Here is a 13,048-nt window from a genome sequence, read left to right on the forward strand (position 1 = left end):
ATGCAAGAAGAACAACTCATACTTAGCGCGAATAACGTGTATTCCATCTATGATGGATTGGAAGGTGCTGCAAATGTTGTAGCTTTACGTGGTTTAAATTTACACGTAGAAAAGGGTGAATTTATAGCGATTGTGGGAACCTCAGGTGCTGGAAAATCTACTCTTCTCCGCACTCTCGGTGGTTTGCAGAAACCCAGTGCTGGTTCTATTCGCTATTATGATCAAGAAATATCTCGGATGGCTGAATCAGATTTAGTTCCCTTACGTCGTCAGACTATTGGTTTTATTTTTCAAGAAGGAAATTTATTAGCGGAATTTTCTGCCTTTGAAAATGTTGTAAAAACACTCCGATATGCAGGGGTTAAATATTCAGAAGCGATAGAACGGGCTGAAGCTATTTTACGTAAACTTGATCTTGGTTCACGTATGCATGATTTACCGCATCGGTTGAGTGGGGGTGAGCAACAAAGAGTGGCTATTGCACGTGCTTTAGCTAATAAACCGGCATTAATATTAGCTGATGAACCCACAGGAAACTTAGATTCTCAAAATACAGATCATGTAATGAAAATTTTTAAGGAACTTCATAATAAGTCCGATACTGCCTTCTTGATTGTAACTCATAGTCAGCATGTCGCTTCTTATGCCGATCGAAGTATAGAATTGAGTGATGGGACTATCATCGGACAGCATGGTCTAGGGAGTGATCTCTATGCATTAGAAGCTTCGCGTTCGATCTCTGTGTCACCAAACGGAACTTTAACTCTTCCTCCCGAAATGTTGGGTGTTTTAGATACCTATGGTCTTCAATGGAATTTTAAATTTGACCTAAATGGACATGGTGCACGAATTATCGGATCTCCTTCCATTCAAAATCTAAAATTATGTCCCGTGTGTAAAGTGAAATTGAATGGTGAAAAATTCCATTGCAAATCATGTGGAGCGAAAATTAATTAATAGGGATTTGTAATAGATCTTTAAATGTTATAGAAATGGTGGTTCAATACGGATAGCTGAGTTTTTTTACTTTTTCTAATATTAGAGAAAACTGGAAAAATTACAATAATAATTTGCATTGAACTGATATCATTTCCTCTTGTTTTTTATTTTTTGGACTTATATGGATGGGAAAAATTCTGGCATAAAAATTTAAATCGCTATACAGCAAAGTTAGTTTATCATGGCATTTTCAACAGTTATCTTACAAGTGTACCTTATCTATGGGCTTATATTTATCTTATTTACAATTCTCGGTTTTAAAATTCTAAGTAGGAAGCGAACTCGGATATCTATTACCCTATCCTTAACTTTCCTTGTTCCCGCAGTGGGAATTTTAATTAACATCATTTATCGAACTGTTGACAATTATGCCTTTAATCTCATCGGAAATAAGTTAACCATTATATTTTCCTGTCTGGGGTTAGTAAATGTCTATTCTTTTATAAAAATGATTGAAAAATCAAAAGAAAGCTTCTATTTGAAGAAGCAAGTGTTAATTTCCCTTGTTTATTTTGTATTACTTTTAGTATTACTTTTAATACCTGAGGGTGTTGACTTTGAATACGGTGGTGTAGCAGGAATCAGTGGATATAATTCTCGTTCTTTAGATCCTCTAGATCTTGGGGTCCCTGTATGGTCGAATTCATTCTTTGTATATGGAATCATAGTTTCTCAATTGATGACTGGATTAATCATTTATCTTGGGGTTAAACAATACAATGAAATGGGTAAAATGGGTGTGTTTGGCAAGAAATATATTCAGACACTGATTGGAATAATCCTAATGGATTTAGTTATCATTGGGAGTTTCCTTTTCAATTGGTTAAATTCTGATATTGGGAGAACAATCCATTTAATAATAAGTCTTTGTATTGTTCCTTCTGCTATCTTTCTATATTTAGGATTGAAGCAAGAGAAAAAAAAATGAGATTAGATTAACGGGCTAATTTCTCTTTTTTACGAATGAAGGTTTTATAACCTTTCATTGCAAGCATAATAGCTACCATCATCACCATGATACAAATATTGATGAAGCTCTCTTGCGATATACTTCCAAAAATTATAATTTCTGACCAATTACCAAATCCCATGCTTTTTAGTGTGTTTTGAAATGTTCAGAGAACATTTTCATATTGTTTATACAAGCAATAGACAAGAAACGCTGAGAATGCATCTTCACTGCAATAAAGAAGAACGTCTTGCGGTTTTTTGCAAGTTAAACATATTCGTTGGGGTGAATCTTGAAAATGGTTTAATAAACTATGATTCATGGCTTGAAAGTACATTTTCCAATGCCACTGTTTATGCTTAAAAAATGGACACGCATGTCGTGTATATCCAATGAAATTCTCAAAATCTATCAAATTTTGAATTTCTGGGGGTAAAATTTTTCCATCTCGTAATAATCGGAGGAAAAATTCTGTGTTTACCACATCACCCTTTTGATCTTCAAATAAATAGGATTCCTTCTTATTTTCTCCGTGATATCCCACTGTTGAAAAGTTTTTTTGAGCCAGAAATTTCTTGAATTGGGAGATAATCTGTCGATCTCCTTCCTTTTTATAGATCAGATTGTCCAAAATGAACGGTACCACGTGAAATTCACTTTTTTGATTCAATGTTATGGCACTTATACATACCAAATTTTCGTGATATTCCTCACTATCTATGATACACACGTTCTTTAGAGATTTGATATAAGCTTGATCGAATAATGGGGGGAGCTTTGTTATAAAGGAAGTGAAAAAATTTTCGTATTGTACTATTTTTCCGGCCAAAATGGTCTTATCAACACGTAAACGTCTATGATTTTTCTTATTTTGATATAATTCATCGTCTAGTTGTTTAAGAATGGTTCGCTCTTCGGCAATATTTTTTGGAATGGCGGTTTTTTTCGTTCCTTCCTTAGGAGACATATAATCTTTCTCATCCATGCAACCTTTTGAATTTTTCGATCTAAGGATGGATCGTAAAAAATAAAGAAAAAACGCTTCTTGAAGGTTAATTCGAAAGATACTACGAAAATCAGATTATTGATCTAATTTTCTCGCTTGATTCTTCCGAAAATTGATGTAAACAATGATCCCAATAATTAATACTCCGATATCTGTAATTAAAGCACCTGCCCAGGTGGAGTACAGACCTAATCCGTAGTTTGGAGTATTTGTAAAGAAAAATGGAACACCTTCGGCATTGGAAAGCCATACACTTAGGGGCCATCCAATGAAGTCTAAAATCCAATGGCCAAATACTAATAATCCTATCATCATACTTGAATGAAAAGCGTTTAACTTCATAATTTCATTCTCATCAACTCCATGTTTTCTTTTGCTCGATTGCATGAACTTGACTGTAGTAAAAGAGATGAGACTTGCCAATATTGTCCATATTAGTGCCATTAAAAGACCGTGGCTGGCCCACGTTGCGGTTGGGAAGAACAGAGAAATTATATCAATTAGCATTGAGCTTATTAGCAAGATCCAGATTGAAATTTTGGGAGCAAAACGTTTTGCGGCAAAACCAGTTCCAAAATGTGCTAGAAAAGGCATAAGAAATACTTGAACTATGCATTTATAAAATTTCATTATTTGTTTTAATTTCATAAAGTAAAATGAATAACTTGTGGATGTATTCATCATTTGATACAAAAAAAAAAAAGGTTTCTAAACTAATCTAATTTCTCTCGTTTTACTCTTTTTTGCAATATTATTGCGACACATGTCATAATGGTGATTATACCAACCAAGAATCCTGTATAACCAGGAATAGTATTGAAATAATCGTCTGTTGATTGTTTCCCAACTGGTACTTGAGGTGAAGTATTACTGTTGGATATAATAGAAACACGAACCATCTCATAATTTGAAAATTCAGATTTTCCAATATTATTTACTGCTTTAATCGCATACTAATAATCGCCATTGGATAATCTAGAATCAATGAACTGGGTATTATCTTCCAGAATTGTTGCAATCAAAATATTGGAAAAGGTGAGAAAAAAAATTGATTTGAAAGGTTTTTTTAGAAATTTTCGATTGCCAATTCAATGTCGCCTTTGGAGATCTTCTTACGTTTGCTGTGTTTGGCAAATACTAAAGCAGATGCAGTAAGCTTTTTGGATCGGTCTTCTAAGTAGTTTAATAAGAGTTCCACAGCGTCTCGACTCACGATTTCAGCGCCTGCGCTTTTCATGAGACTTCGGAGTGGGCTCCATGCAAAAATTCTTCGTTTTTTGGCCATATTGTTTCAATCCAGAGTTTTTTTTATTGTAGTAAAGAAAAAAAGATGTTTTTGATATTTATAATCGATTAGTCGTTTATAAATAGTCAATTGCTAATTGCATATCCCCTTGGGAAATCTTCTTGCGTTTAGCGTGTTTGGCGAATTTTTGAGCCATAATGGTCAATTTTTTAGATCGGTCTTCTAAATAGTATAATAAAGCTTCAACTGCTTCTCGGCTTACAATCTCGGCTCCAGCTTTTTTCATTAAAGCTCGAAGTGGAGACCATGCAAATGTTCGTTTTCTTTTAGCCATTTTTTTCATACTCCGCGTATAAATAAATAGGTAGCTGCCCTCAACTAGAGACTTATTGTAGACAATAAATTCCCAAATGAGTTCAAACTAATTATAATATAGTGTTTTGTCTATTTAAAACTTATGCAGATTTTGGGTGAAAATTGTATCCGAATGGGATGGATCGGTGATTCTATCGACAAAAATCAGACTTCCTAAAGTGGAAAATGATCCCGTTTCCATGTCCCTTAGGAAGAAAATGCGGTGAAATTTGCAAGATCGATTTGGGAAAAATAGAATATCACTTCTAAATCTTGCTAAATCTAATATTCTATGTAATTAGGAATATTTAAAATTAGTAATTTCTTCTTCCATAGAAATTGGTGTCTTAAATGAATTCTTCTCTTATAGATCCAGATTTTTAGAAATTCCTATTTGCATCGAGAAATCGTTGAAAAATTCGACAGATTTGAAAACTCACCCATAATTGCATATTTTTTGATTTTGGTGAATTTTTAACTTGATGCTTCGATGAATAAGATATATTCCAGAGTCCTGACTGGTTTTGATGATCTTGAAGCCAATCCAGACCTCTTTTAATATCTGGATCACTCGCAAGAAAACCTAAATTTGAAAGTGAATCCATGGCTGAAACTAGATTATTCCACCAGTAAGGATATTCAAATTTTACCCAATATCCTGCATCCTGATAAGATGTGTAATTTTTGTCTTTCAAAAAAAAGGCTTTTTTCAATAATTTCCCTGCTTGATGAGCCTCTGGGCGATTTCTATATTGAGGGTGATTCGCAAAAGCTCGAATTACCATTCCTGTCCAATTATGTGACGATGGCCTTGTTGCGTCTCGTTCAGTGATCGTGGAAGCATTTTGCGATGTTAATCTATTAACTTCTTTGTTGGTTAGATTTAGAGACATCAAATATGTTGCGAGCCATCCTCCATCATCTTGACGGGTAGAAAGTAACCATTCCATCGCATTATTCAATCGAGGATCCTTTTCATATCCTGCTTGGTTGAGTAGTGAAGCTAGCGCTCCTGTGTAATACATTGCAAATTGGTTTGCTAATATGCCTCGAAAATCTCCAAAATCTGTTTGACAACTAAATATATATTCCGAAGCCTTCCGAACAGCCGGATTTTCTTTAGTCAATCTATATTTTTCCACCAAAATTCTAAAATTTCTCCAAGTTTCGATTAGGGAGTAATTTATTGCAGGATATCTTAATTGATTCTTTGATACTGATTTCCATGATCCATTCGGTTGCTGTTTCTTAATTATTTTCTGAACTACGGGGGCATTTTCAAGAAAAAATAAATCCTTTTCCCTTCGATTTAATAAATCTTGTTTTACAAAATGCTTTAAAATCTCATCATTGGAGGAAAGCAGTGGATCTATTGGGTTATATTCAAAATAAGAAGACCATTGAAACATTGTTATTTTAATTTAACGTAAGTTCTATATAATATTTCAGAAAGGTGAATAAATCGAAGAAATTAAAACAGTTATCGACCAAATTTCTATTTAATTTTCCCCACTTTAAATCAAAATCGTAGGAATTTCTTTTGAGGATGATTTTTTATGTTCATAAACCATATTGTATTTGTGATGATTTAAATGAAAATAAATCCAATCCCTAAGCAATTTATTATATTTTCTGGTGGAGGAGGTCTCATCGAAAGATCTCAGCTTGTTTCTCTTCATCCAGGTACAAATATATTTGATATCGAAAATGTTCCTGCTGCATTTGATCCTTCGACTACAATGATATCCATGTCGGGATCAGAATCTGCTGCTTTGCTTCAAGTAGATGTGAAGCGTCCAGATAAACAAATTGTTGAAAATTTTATCAACCGTGAAAAAAGTGCTGCACAGAATATTATTGCCAATGCCACTGATTTACGAGGTGAAAGTCGTGATATGATCTTACAAATCATTGAAAGTGCTAACTACAGACGATATGAAGACATGAATGGTTCTATTGTAATTAAAATAGACTCGACAGTGGAACAAGAAATTACACTTCAGGTAAAATATTTCATTGAAGATTCTCGAATTAAATGGGAACCTTCCTTACATATTGAATTGGATGAAGAAACCCAAATGGCCAAATTGGAGAGTTATATTCTGGTAATGAATAATACCGATATTTCTTACCCTAAATGCACAATAGGGTTTGCAGAATTTGAAACTAAGGGAATTGCTCCGGAGATGGGCTATTTAGAAGATTTAGAAATGGAACAAATGGCTCAAAGTGAAATTCCAAAAAATCGGATGATGAAACAAATGCAAAAAGTTTCAAATGTCTACATGTAGGTGTAAAAAAAATGAAAGCCCAATTAGAAAGTAGAAAAAGTGTTCGTTTAAACTGGTTTAAACAAGAAAAAGTACCATTTTCAATTAAAAATATATTAGAATGGCAATATTCTCGTCATTCCGCAGAGCAAAATGAGATTCTACGCGAAGTTCTCATGCAGTATGAATTTTCTCAACTTGAAAAACCTATTCCCAATACTGATATCATCATTTTTGATAAAACTGGATTGCCTCAAGCGTACATGAATACAGAAAAAAATATTGGAAAGAAATTTTTAACCAATAAAGTCCCAAATCGGGAAATATCTGTAAAGGATCGCTTAGTCAGCTTAAAGAAAGGGGAAAATAAAGTGACTTCAAAACCTGTTCCTCCTCAAGAAGCCCATCGGTACAAGGAAATACAGGAACATGAAAGGATAGATGTGATTCAACGAAAAATATCTGTTACAAATGAATCAAGTAGGGATATGAAGGAGATTCGGTTGGAATTTATTCAGACCAAGGAAGTTGAATTTCTATCTTGCAAACCTGAAACATCTGGCTCTTCTCCTCCCGAATATTTCTGGAAAGTTGATATTCCGGCTGAATCCACAACAAGTATTGAAATAAATCTCAATGTCATCACAAAAAGTGTCTATAAAATTGAAAAAGAGAAAATTGTTGAAAAAATACAGCCTAATATTCAATATCAAAGATAGGTCTAATCAAATAACTGCATCTAACGCATTTTTTTTTTAACCTTTTCATGAATAACTTTCATACAGATCCCTTTTAGTATCTTAAAATATATATTACTAAACATTTAAGGAGTTTTTTTATCTACTATATTCATTTTTTGTCACTATTTCCTGGTGATTTTAGCTAAATAACTACCTCTATTTCCCCTAAAGATTACTTCTAGGTACCAACCAGTTTCATCACACAAAGTTTGCAATGTTTCTGGGCTATACATTATTTGATAAAGAGAAATATCCCATAAGATTCCCGTTTGGGTATGGGTTAAGTTATATGAGTTTTCAATATTCCGATTTAGTTTTAGACTGCCAAAGCTATGCCAAATCCGATATCCTCAAAATATCCATAAAAATATCGAATATGGGTCCTAAACAAGGGTATGAAATTGTGCAAGTTTATAGTGGCTACGAAAAACCGTCTGTCGAACGTCATCATAAAGATTTGCGGGGATTTAAACGAATTTCTTTAGAAGCGAACGAATCTAAGACTGTAAAATTCGAAATTCCAATTGAATCTCTCGCTTATTATTCTCCCGAATCCAAGATATGGATTGTGGATCCAATATCCTACTATCTTTGGGTGGGGCCGAATTCTAATGAATCTCAAGCTTTAACTGCCACATTTACTGTAGAATAGTTTTTTATATCAATATTTTATTTACGTATTTTAATTACTACATTCCCCTTTTTCTGGCCCGATTCGACATATTTATGAGCTTCTATAATATCTTCCAAAGCGTATGTCCTATCGATAACTGTTTTAAGTTTTCCGGCTTCAACTAGATCCTTGAGATAAACCAAATCTTTTGAGGTATAATCCACTGTCCCTCCTATTGCTCGTTTTCTGGTTTTTTTAGATAATCGCTTAGCTCGAATTGTACGAAAGAGCGTGGGATTTGCAAACAAATAGATCCCTGTTTCAGCTAATGACTTAATGCACTTTGAAAAGGAATTTTTACCAACGATATCAAAAATGACATCATAAGTTTTCCCGAGGTTGGTAAAGTTTTCATGTGTATAATCAATCACATGATCCGCTCCAATAGATTTTAACATTGCTAATTTTTCTGTACTGTCAATGGCAGTTACTTCTCCTCCATAATATTTGGCGAGTTGGATTCCCACTGTACCAATACTTCCTCCCGCACCGATAATCAGTACTTTCGATCCCTCTTGAATCTTACCTTGTTTTATAAAATGTAAGGCATTAAATCCCCCAAGCGGAATAGCTGCGGCTTCTTCAAAAGTCATGTTTGCTGGCTTTTTAACAATGACTGCGTTCTCTCGGTTATCTGGAATGCAAATATATTCAGCATAACCTCCAAAATTAAATCCATTGGTAGCCATCACTAGATCTCCTTCTTTAAATTGAATCACATCCTTGCCCACTGCTTCAATTTCTCCCGCTAGCTCCTGTCCCAATATTTTTATTCGTTTTGGTTTTCTAACCCCAATTATTAATCGTATAAGAGGACGCATCCACATCGCTAACTTTAAGCTTCTCATTTCACAATCGCCAGCAGAAACTGTGGTTGCATGAATTTTAATTAGAATTTCATTTTCCTTAGGAATAGGTTTATCAATTGATTGGAGTTGAAGCCCTTCCGGGCCTCCATACTTAGTCCAAATGATCGCTTTCATTTTTGGAGTTTTTTTATCTATTATATTCATTTTTTATCACTATTTCCTGGTGATTTTAGCTAAATAACTACCTCTATCTCCCCTAAAGATTACTTCTAGGTGTAAACCAACTTCATCACACAAAGTTTGCAAAGTTTTTGGATCAATTTGAAGCATGTGAAACATATCGCCCAATTTCCCTTGAAATTCTATCTGAAATCGTATTTCTCCAAAGTATCTCCCGTTTTGTACATTATTCTGGCGATATTTAACATGAATTGGATCTTTACTTGATCTAATATCGCTCGAATCGAATAAAATCTGACCTTTTTCTTTCATGATTGATTTAGCATATTGAAGGAATTTTCGCATACCCTTCAGGTCCCCAACGAACCCAATGCTCCGCCCTAAACTAAGAATTGTGTCATATCTTTGTGTTTGCTTTTGATCATAAATGCTTCCACAAATCGCCTTCTTGACTCCTCGAGAAATCATAATTTCACACGCTTGTACCGATATATCCAATGCATCTACTTCGAGATTACTTTTCTGCAACTCCAGAGTGTGCACCCCTGTACCCGCTCCCAGATCCAAAACTTTACCCTTAGCCTTTTGAAGAGCGAATAACTCCATTTCGGAAAAATCCGCTTTATTCCGAAAATAGGGTGCGATCTTCATTTCATCTCGGTGTCCATCATCCCGAACGATATAGGTTATTGCTTCTTTATTACCTTTAAAATAATCTCGCAAAGCTAATCCAAATGGTGCCATCGCATTTTGCATCATATAAAGAAATTACTATTTCCCCCATTTATACCTTTATGATTTTGATTGTAAAATGCTAATTATTATTTGATTGATTGTAAAATCGTTAGAAGTTTACTTTATCAAATAGTTATTTCAGTAAAAAGACATATATTCTTCTTGGCAAAATATTAATCATGAGTCAACCCCTAGTTTTTCCCCAAAATCATTATGAATCCCTTCCACATATTCGGATCTCCAAAAAAAGATATTTAGTCATTGAAAATAATTTTCTATATTTAGTTAAACTCCATTCCGATCAATCAATCTTCACCCAACTTTTTCTTTGTAGTGAAATTCAAAAGTTTGTCGTTCAAATGCAAAGATCAAAAAATGGGAGTTACTTACAATTGTCCATTTTACCTCGAACGGGAAAGAAAAAAGGATTTTTTATCCGTCCTAGGAAATTTGGGTATTCTCCAATTGATTGGATGCAAATCCCCGAATTTTTAAATATAATTGGATTTAAATCAGAACTTCTTCCTTCTAATAAAAAAAGGTTAGAGGATATCCAAAAAGCATGGGAAGTAAGGGGACCATATCGATATTTCTCTTCCGAAGATAAAATTTTTGATTTATTTGAAAATCTTGAATTTGTAGAAGAATTGAAAATGATCCGATTAAATCCCTTAGGGATTGTATTAACAACTTTAGGTGCATGTTGTTTAATCCCCGCAATAATTTTTGGATTTATACCTCTTTCTACCCCAAATTATCTCTTTTGGATTTTGTCAGGTATAACGTTGCCGTTTTTAGGAATTGGAATATCAATAATTAACTTATTCATAAAGAAGAAGAAAAAATTTGCTAAAAAATATGATATTGAATATTATTTTTGAATTTTTTATTTAACAATTTTCATTTAAATGCCTTTAAAGTGAATATAGTAATCAATGAAACTGCCAACCTTAGAGTCTAATCGTCTGATCCTTCGTCCTCTCAAGGAATCGGATTTAGATTTTTTTAGAACTCAATATTCTGATCCTCTTGTTCAGAAATATACTATGTTAAGCTTTCAAACTGATGTAGAACTTCAAGATTTCTACTCCCGAGGGTGTGGAATAATCCGACCAGACCAATTTAGGATAATGTTAGAAATAAAAAATTCTCATGAACCTATAGGGTCCATAGTTATTGAAAATTGGGACCAAAAGCATCAAAGCGCTGAAATTGGTTACGACTTATCCCCCCATTTCTGGCATCAAGGTTTCATGAATGAAGCCCTTACTGTAATGTTAGAATACATCTTTTTAGTCTTGAATGTAAATCGTGTAGAAGCTACTGTTAATCCAACGAACATACAATCCATCAAGTTATTAAAGAAATGCAGATTTGTTCAGGAAGGGATTTTACGTCAAAAGTATTATTACCAAGGGATATTTCATGATGAAATCATCTTCAGTTTATTAAAGGATGATTTCAGAAGAAATAACGGTCAATAATTACGTTTTGGGAATTATAGTTGGATTATCGAAAAACAAAAAAATTTATTCGCCTTTTACATTTGCATTGCAACTATGGATCCGAATGTTTTTATATGAATGTTAATTAAAAATTATTGATCATAATTTTTTTAGAAATTTTATGACGAAGCAATTCTGTGAAGAACAAATTTCCAAGCCATTTTTCAAAGAGTTTGTCAATGTAAAGTGCCAAGAAGAGAGTTTTTGATCCCTTTCTTAGACAATTCTAAACTCTATGTTCATGGTATGTTTTGTTTTTCATTGAACTTCAAATCAAAAAAGAAGGGAGAACTCATGTTTTCAAAATTAAAAAAAATATCACAGGAATTTCCAAATACCTTTTGGGTATTAACTCTTTCCACATTCATTGATAGAATGGGGGGATTTATGCTTTTCCCATTCTTTTCGATCTATTTAATGGAGCACTTTTCCGCTTCCTTTACACAAGTTGGTCTATTATTTATGATGATGTCCATCGGAAATATCCTTGGTAGTGTTATCGGTGGAGCCGTAACTGACAAAATTGGCCGGAAAAAAATTATTATTTTTGGTTTAGTTGCATCTGGTCTTGGTAGTATCTTGATGGGATTGGTAAATCAGCTCGAAATATTTTATATTCTCGCTTCATTGCTTGGAATACTTGGTTCTATTGGACATCCGGCTCGCCAAGCGATGGTTCCGGATTTACTATTACCTGAACAACATTCACAAGCTTATGCAATATTACGTGTTGCAGTAAATATTTCTGCAACTGTCGGACCTATTTTAGGTGGATTTATTGCTCTACATTCCTATATGGCTCTATTTATTATAGATGCTGCATCCAGTATAATCACTGCAATCATTGTTGCTTTTATCATTCCTGAAACAAAACGCCCTGTTTCGATTGAAGCAGAATCGCAATCATTTAGTGAAACTCTCAAAGGATATTTCACTGTCATGAAAGATAGGGTTTTTATGTCATATTTATTCATATCTGCAATTATGATTTTAGTATATATGCAAATGTACTCAACACTTTCGGTTTATTTAGTCGCAGAACAAGGTTTTACTAATCAGATGATTGGATTACTAATGAGCGTCAATGCAGCTCTGGTTGTTACAACCCAATTTTTGATCACTCGAAAAATATCCAAAATGCCTCTTTTAAAAGCGATGGCTCTTGGAACCTTATGTTATGGAATTGGGTTTGGAATGTTCGGGATTGTAAATTCCGTATATTTTGTCTTTATTGCGATGATTTTTGTCACTTTAGGTGAAATGATTGCATTACCCACCAGTCAGGGTGTTGTTGCAAAATTTGCCCCCGAGGATAAGCGAGGTCGGTATATGGCTGTATTCAGTTTTTCTTGGACTATTCCTAATCTGTTTGGAACATTGCTCGCTGGAAATATCATGGATAAATATAATCCAAATTGGGTTTGGTATGGTTGTGTCATTCTTTCTGCAATCGCCATTGGAGGTTTCTTATTACTGCACAGATCCAATAAAGATCGTTTTGTTGATGAAATTGTGACGGATGTGGTTGAACCAGTCGACGATGTGCGTTCTATTAAAGCAAAAGCTGAAATTAAAAATTAAA

At 33.9% G+C, this 13,048-nt stretch carries 17 protein-coding genes; 8 read left to right on the top strand and 9 right to left on the bottom strand.

The genetic code is table 11. The features are described 5' to 3' along the window. Both NEF87_RS17200 and NEF87_RS17205 read left to right on the top strand, forming a co-directional pair. Nucleotides 1–957 carry an ABC transporter ATP-binding protein gene (locus NEF87_RS17200; RefSeq protein ID WP_457916812.1) on the top strand — a complete coding sequence of 319 codons (957 nt, stop codon included), beginning with the start codon at nt 1–3 and terminating at the stop codon, nt 955–957. A 223-nt stretch (nt 958–1,180) separates the two neighbouring features. Further along, a complete protein-coding gene (locus NEF87_RS17205) occupies nt 1,181–1,927 on the top strand; it encodes a hypothetical protein (protein ID WP_457916813.1) in 747 nt (248 codons plus the stop codon). 7 nt (nt 1,928–1,934) lie between these two features. Here the strand turns inward: NEF87_RS17205 and NEF87_RS17210 are convergent, their stop codons facing one another. From NEF87_RS17210 to NEF87_RS17240, 7 genes are all read right to left on the bottom strand, one after another. Continuing rightward, nucleotides 1,935–2,090 (bottom strand): hypothetical protein, encoded by a 156-nt coding sequence (locus NEF87_RS17210; RefSeq protein ID WP_457916814.1) that lies wholly within the window; start codon nt 2,088–2,090, stop codon nt 1,935–1,937. A 24-nt stretch (nt 2,091–2,114) separates the two neighbouring features. Then, nucleotides 2,115–2,915: a hypothetical protein gene (locus NEF87_RS17215; protein ID WP_457916815.1), complete on the bottom strand. Its 801-nt coding sequence runs from the start codon at nt 2,913–2,915 to the stop codon at nt 2,115–2,117. Nucleotides 2,916–3,029: 114 nt separating this feature from the next. Continuing rightward, on the bottom strand, nt 3,030–3,548 hold the full coding sequence (locus NEF87_RS17220; protein WP_371802651.1) for a hypothetical protein: 519 nt from the start codon (nt 3,546–3,548) through the stop codon (nt 3,030–3,032). A gap of 119 nt (nt 3,549–3,667) precedes the next feature. Continuing rightward, a complete protein-coding gene (locus NEF87_RS17225) occupies nt 3,668–3,853 on the bottom strand; it encodes a hypothetical protein (RefSeq protein WP_371802652.1) in 186 nt (61 codons plus the stop codon). Between the two features lie 167 nt (nt 3,854–4,020). Beyond that, entirely contained in the window at nt 4,021–4,239 is a 219-nt protein-coding gene (locus NEF87_RS17230; protein WP_371802653.1) for a histone, read from the bottom strand. A 76-nt stretch (nt 4,240–4,315) separates the two neighbouring features. After that, nucleotides 4,316–4,534 carry a histone gene (locus NEF87_RS17235; RefSeq protein WP_371802654.1) on the bottom strand — a complete coding sequence of 73 codons (219 nt, stop codon included), beginning with the start codon at nt 4,532–4,534 and terminating at the stop codon, nt 4,316–4,318. A gap of 400 nt (nt 4,535–4,934) precedes the next feature. Beyond that, a complete protein-coding gene (locus tag NEF87_RS17240) occupies nt 4,935–5,963 on the bottom strand; it encodes a prenyltransferase/squalene oxidase repeat-containing protein (protein ID WP_457916816.1) in 1,029 nt (342 codons plus the stop codon). Nucleotides 5,964–6,146: 183 nt separating this feature from the next. Between NEF87_RS17240 and NEF87_RS17245 the strand changes: the two genes are divergently transcribed. From NEF87_RS17245 to NEF87_RS17255, 3 genes are all read left to right on the top strand, one after another. After that, entirely contained in the window at nt 6,147–6,845 is a 699-nt protein-coding gene (locus tag NEF87_RS17245; RefSeq protein WP_371802657.1) for a hypothetical protein, read from the top strand. Nucleotides 6,846–6,856: 11 nt separating this feature from the next. After that, the gene (locus NEF87_RS17250; RefSeq protein ID WP_457916817.1) at nt 6,857–7,543 is read left to right on the top strand and encodes a hypothetical protein; all 687 of its coding nucleotides are present in this window, start codon (nt 6,857–6,859) and stop codon (nt 7,541–7,543) included. Nucleotides 7,544–7,853: 310 nt separating this feature from the next. Beyond that, nucleotides 7,854–8,216 carry a fibronectin type III-like domain-contianing protein gene (locus NEF87_RS17255; protein ID WP_457916818.1) on the top strand — a complete coding sequence of 121 codons (363 nt, stop codon included), beginning with the start codon at nt 7,854–7,856 and terminating at the stop codon, nt 8,214–8,216. Nucleotides 8,217–8,233: 17 nt separating this feature from the next. Here the strand turns inward: NEF87_RS17255 and NEF87_RS17260 are convergent, their stop codons facing one another. Then, nucleotides 8,234–9,250, bottom strand: coding sequence for an NAD(P)-dependent alcohol dehydrogenase (locus NEF87_RS17260; protein ID WP_457916819.1), 1,017 nt, complete (start codon nt 9,248–9,250; stop codon nt 8,234–8,236). A gap of 9 nt (nt 9,251–9,259) precedes the next feature. Next, nucleotides 9,260–9,985: a class I SAM-dependent methyltransferase gene (locus tag NEF87_RS17265; protein WP_457916820.1), complete on the bottom strand. Its 726-nt coding sequence runs from the start codon at nt 9,983–9,985 to the stop codon at nt 9,260–9,262. Nucleotides 9,986–10,140: 155 nt separating this feature from the next. Between NEF87_RS17265 and NEF87_RS17270 the strand changes: the two genes are divergently transcribed. The 3 genes from NEF87_RS17270 (at nt 10,141) to NEF87_RS17280 (ending at nt 13,047) form a co-directional block, all read left to right on the top strand. Further along, entirely contained in the window at nt 10,141–10,842 is a 702-nt protein-coding gene (locus NEF87_RS17270) for a hypothetical protein (protein ID WP_457916821.1), read from the top strand. A 54-nt stretch (nt 10,843–10,896) separates the two neighbouring features. Continuing rightward, entirely contained in the window at nt 10,897–11,445 is a 549-nt protein-coding gene (locus NEF87_RS17275) for a GNAT family N-acetyltransferase (protein ID WP_457916822.1), read from the top strand. A gap of 315 nt (nt 11,446–11,760) precedes the next feature. Further along, entirely contained in the window at nt 11,761–13,047 is a 1,287-nt protein-coding gene (locus NEF87_RS17280) for an MDR family MFS transporter (protein ID WP_371802662.1), read from the top strand. The last annotated feature ends 1 nt before the right edge of the window (nt 13,048 follow it).

It is taken from the genome of Candidatus Lokiarchaeum ossiferum (genome assembly GCA_025839675.1).
In the GTDB taxonomy this organism is placed as follows: domain Archaea; phylum Asgardarchaeota; class Lokiarchaeia; order Sigyniarchaeales; family Promethearchaeaceae; genus Lokiarchaeum; species Lokiarchaeum ossiferum.

Coding starts and splice junctions, on each gene's coding strand:
- NEF87_RS17200 (WP_457916812.1), top strand. CDS start 1: ATGCAAGAAGAACAACTCATACTTAGCGCGAATAACGTGTATTCCATC.
- NEF87_RS17205 (WP_457916813.1), top strand. CDS start 1,181: ATGGCATTTTCAACAGTTATCTTACAAGTGTACCTTATCTATGGGCTT.
- NEF87_RS17210 (WP_457916814.1), bottom strand. CDS start 2,090: ATGGGATTTGGTAATTGGTCAGAAATTATAATTTTTGGAAGTATATCG.
- NEF87_RS17215 (WP_457916815.1), bottom strand. CDS start 2,915: ATGTCTCCTAAGGAAGGAACGAAAAAAACCGCCATTCCAAAAAATATT.
- NEF87_RS17220 (WP_371802651.1), bottom strand. CDS start 3,548: ATGCCTTTTCTAGCACATTTTGGAACTGGTTTTGCCGCAAAACGTTTT.
- NEF87_RS17225 (WP_371802652.1), bottom strand. CDS start 3,853: ATGGTTCGTGTTTCTATTATATCCAACAGTAATACTTCACCTCAAGTA.
- NEF87_RS17230 (WP_371802653.1), bottom strand. CDS start 4,239: ATGGCCAAAAAACGAAGAATTTTTGCATGGAGCCCACTCCGAAGTCTC.
- NEF87_RS17235 (WP_371802654.1), bottom strand. CDS start 4,534: ATGGCTAAAAGAAAACGAACATTTGCATGGTCTCCACTTCGAGCTTTA.
- NEF87_RS17240 (WP_457916816.1), bottom strand. CDS start 5,963: ATGTTTCAATGGTCTTCTTATTTTGAATATAACCCAATAGATCCACTG.
- NEF87_RS17245 (WP_371802657.1), top strand. CDS start 6,147: ATGAAAATAAATCCAATCCCTAAGCAATTTATTATATTTTCTGGTGGA.
- NEF87_RS17250 (WP_457916817.1), top strand. CDS start 6,857: ATGAAAGCCCAATTAGAAAGTAGAAAAAGTGTTCGTTTAAACTGGTTT.
- NEF87_RS17255 (WP_457916818.1), top strand. CDS start 7,854: ATGAGTTTTCAATATTCCGATTTAGTTTTAGACTGCCAAAGCTATGCC.
- NEF87_RS17260 (WP_457916819.1), bottom strand. CDS start 9,250: ATGAATATAATAGATAAAAAAACTCCAAAAATGAAAGCGATCATTTGG.
- NEF87_RS17265 (WP_457916820.1), bottom strand. CDS start 9,985: ATGATGCAAAATGCGATGGCACCATTTGGATTAGCTTTGCGAGATTAT.
- NEF87_RS17270 (WP_457916821.1), top strand. CDS start 10,141: ATGAGTCAACCCCTAGTTTTTCCCCAAAATCATTATGAATCCCTTCCA.
- NEF87_RS17275 (WP_457916822.1), top strand. CDS start 10,897: ATGAAACTGCCAACCTTAGAGTCTAATCGTCTGATCCTTCGTCCTCTC.
- NEF87_RS17280 (WP_371802662.1), top strand. CDS start 11,761: ATGTTTTCAAAATTAAAAAAAATATCACAGGAATTTCCAAATACCTTT.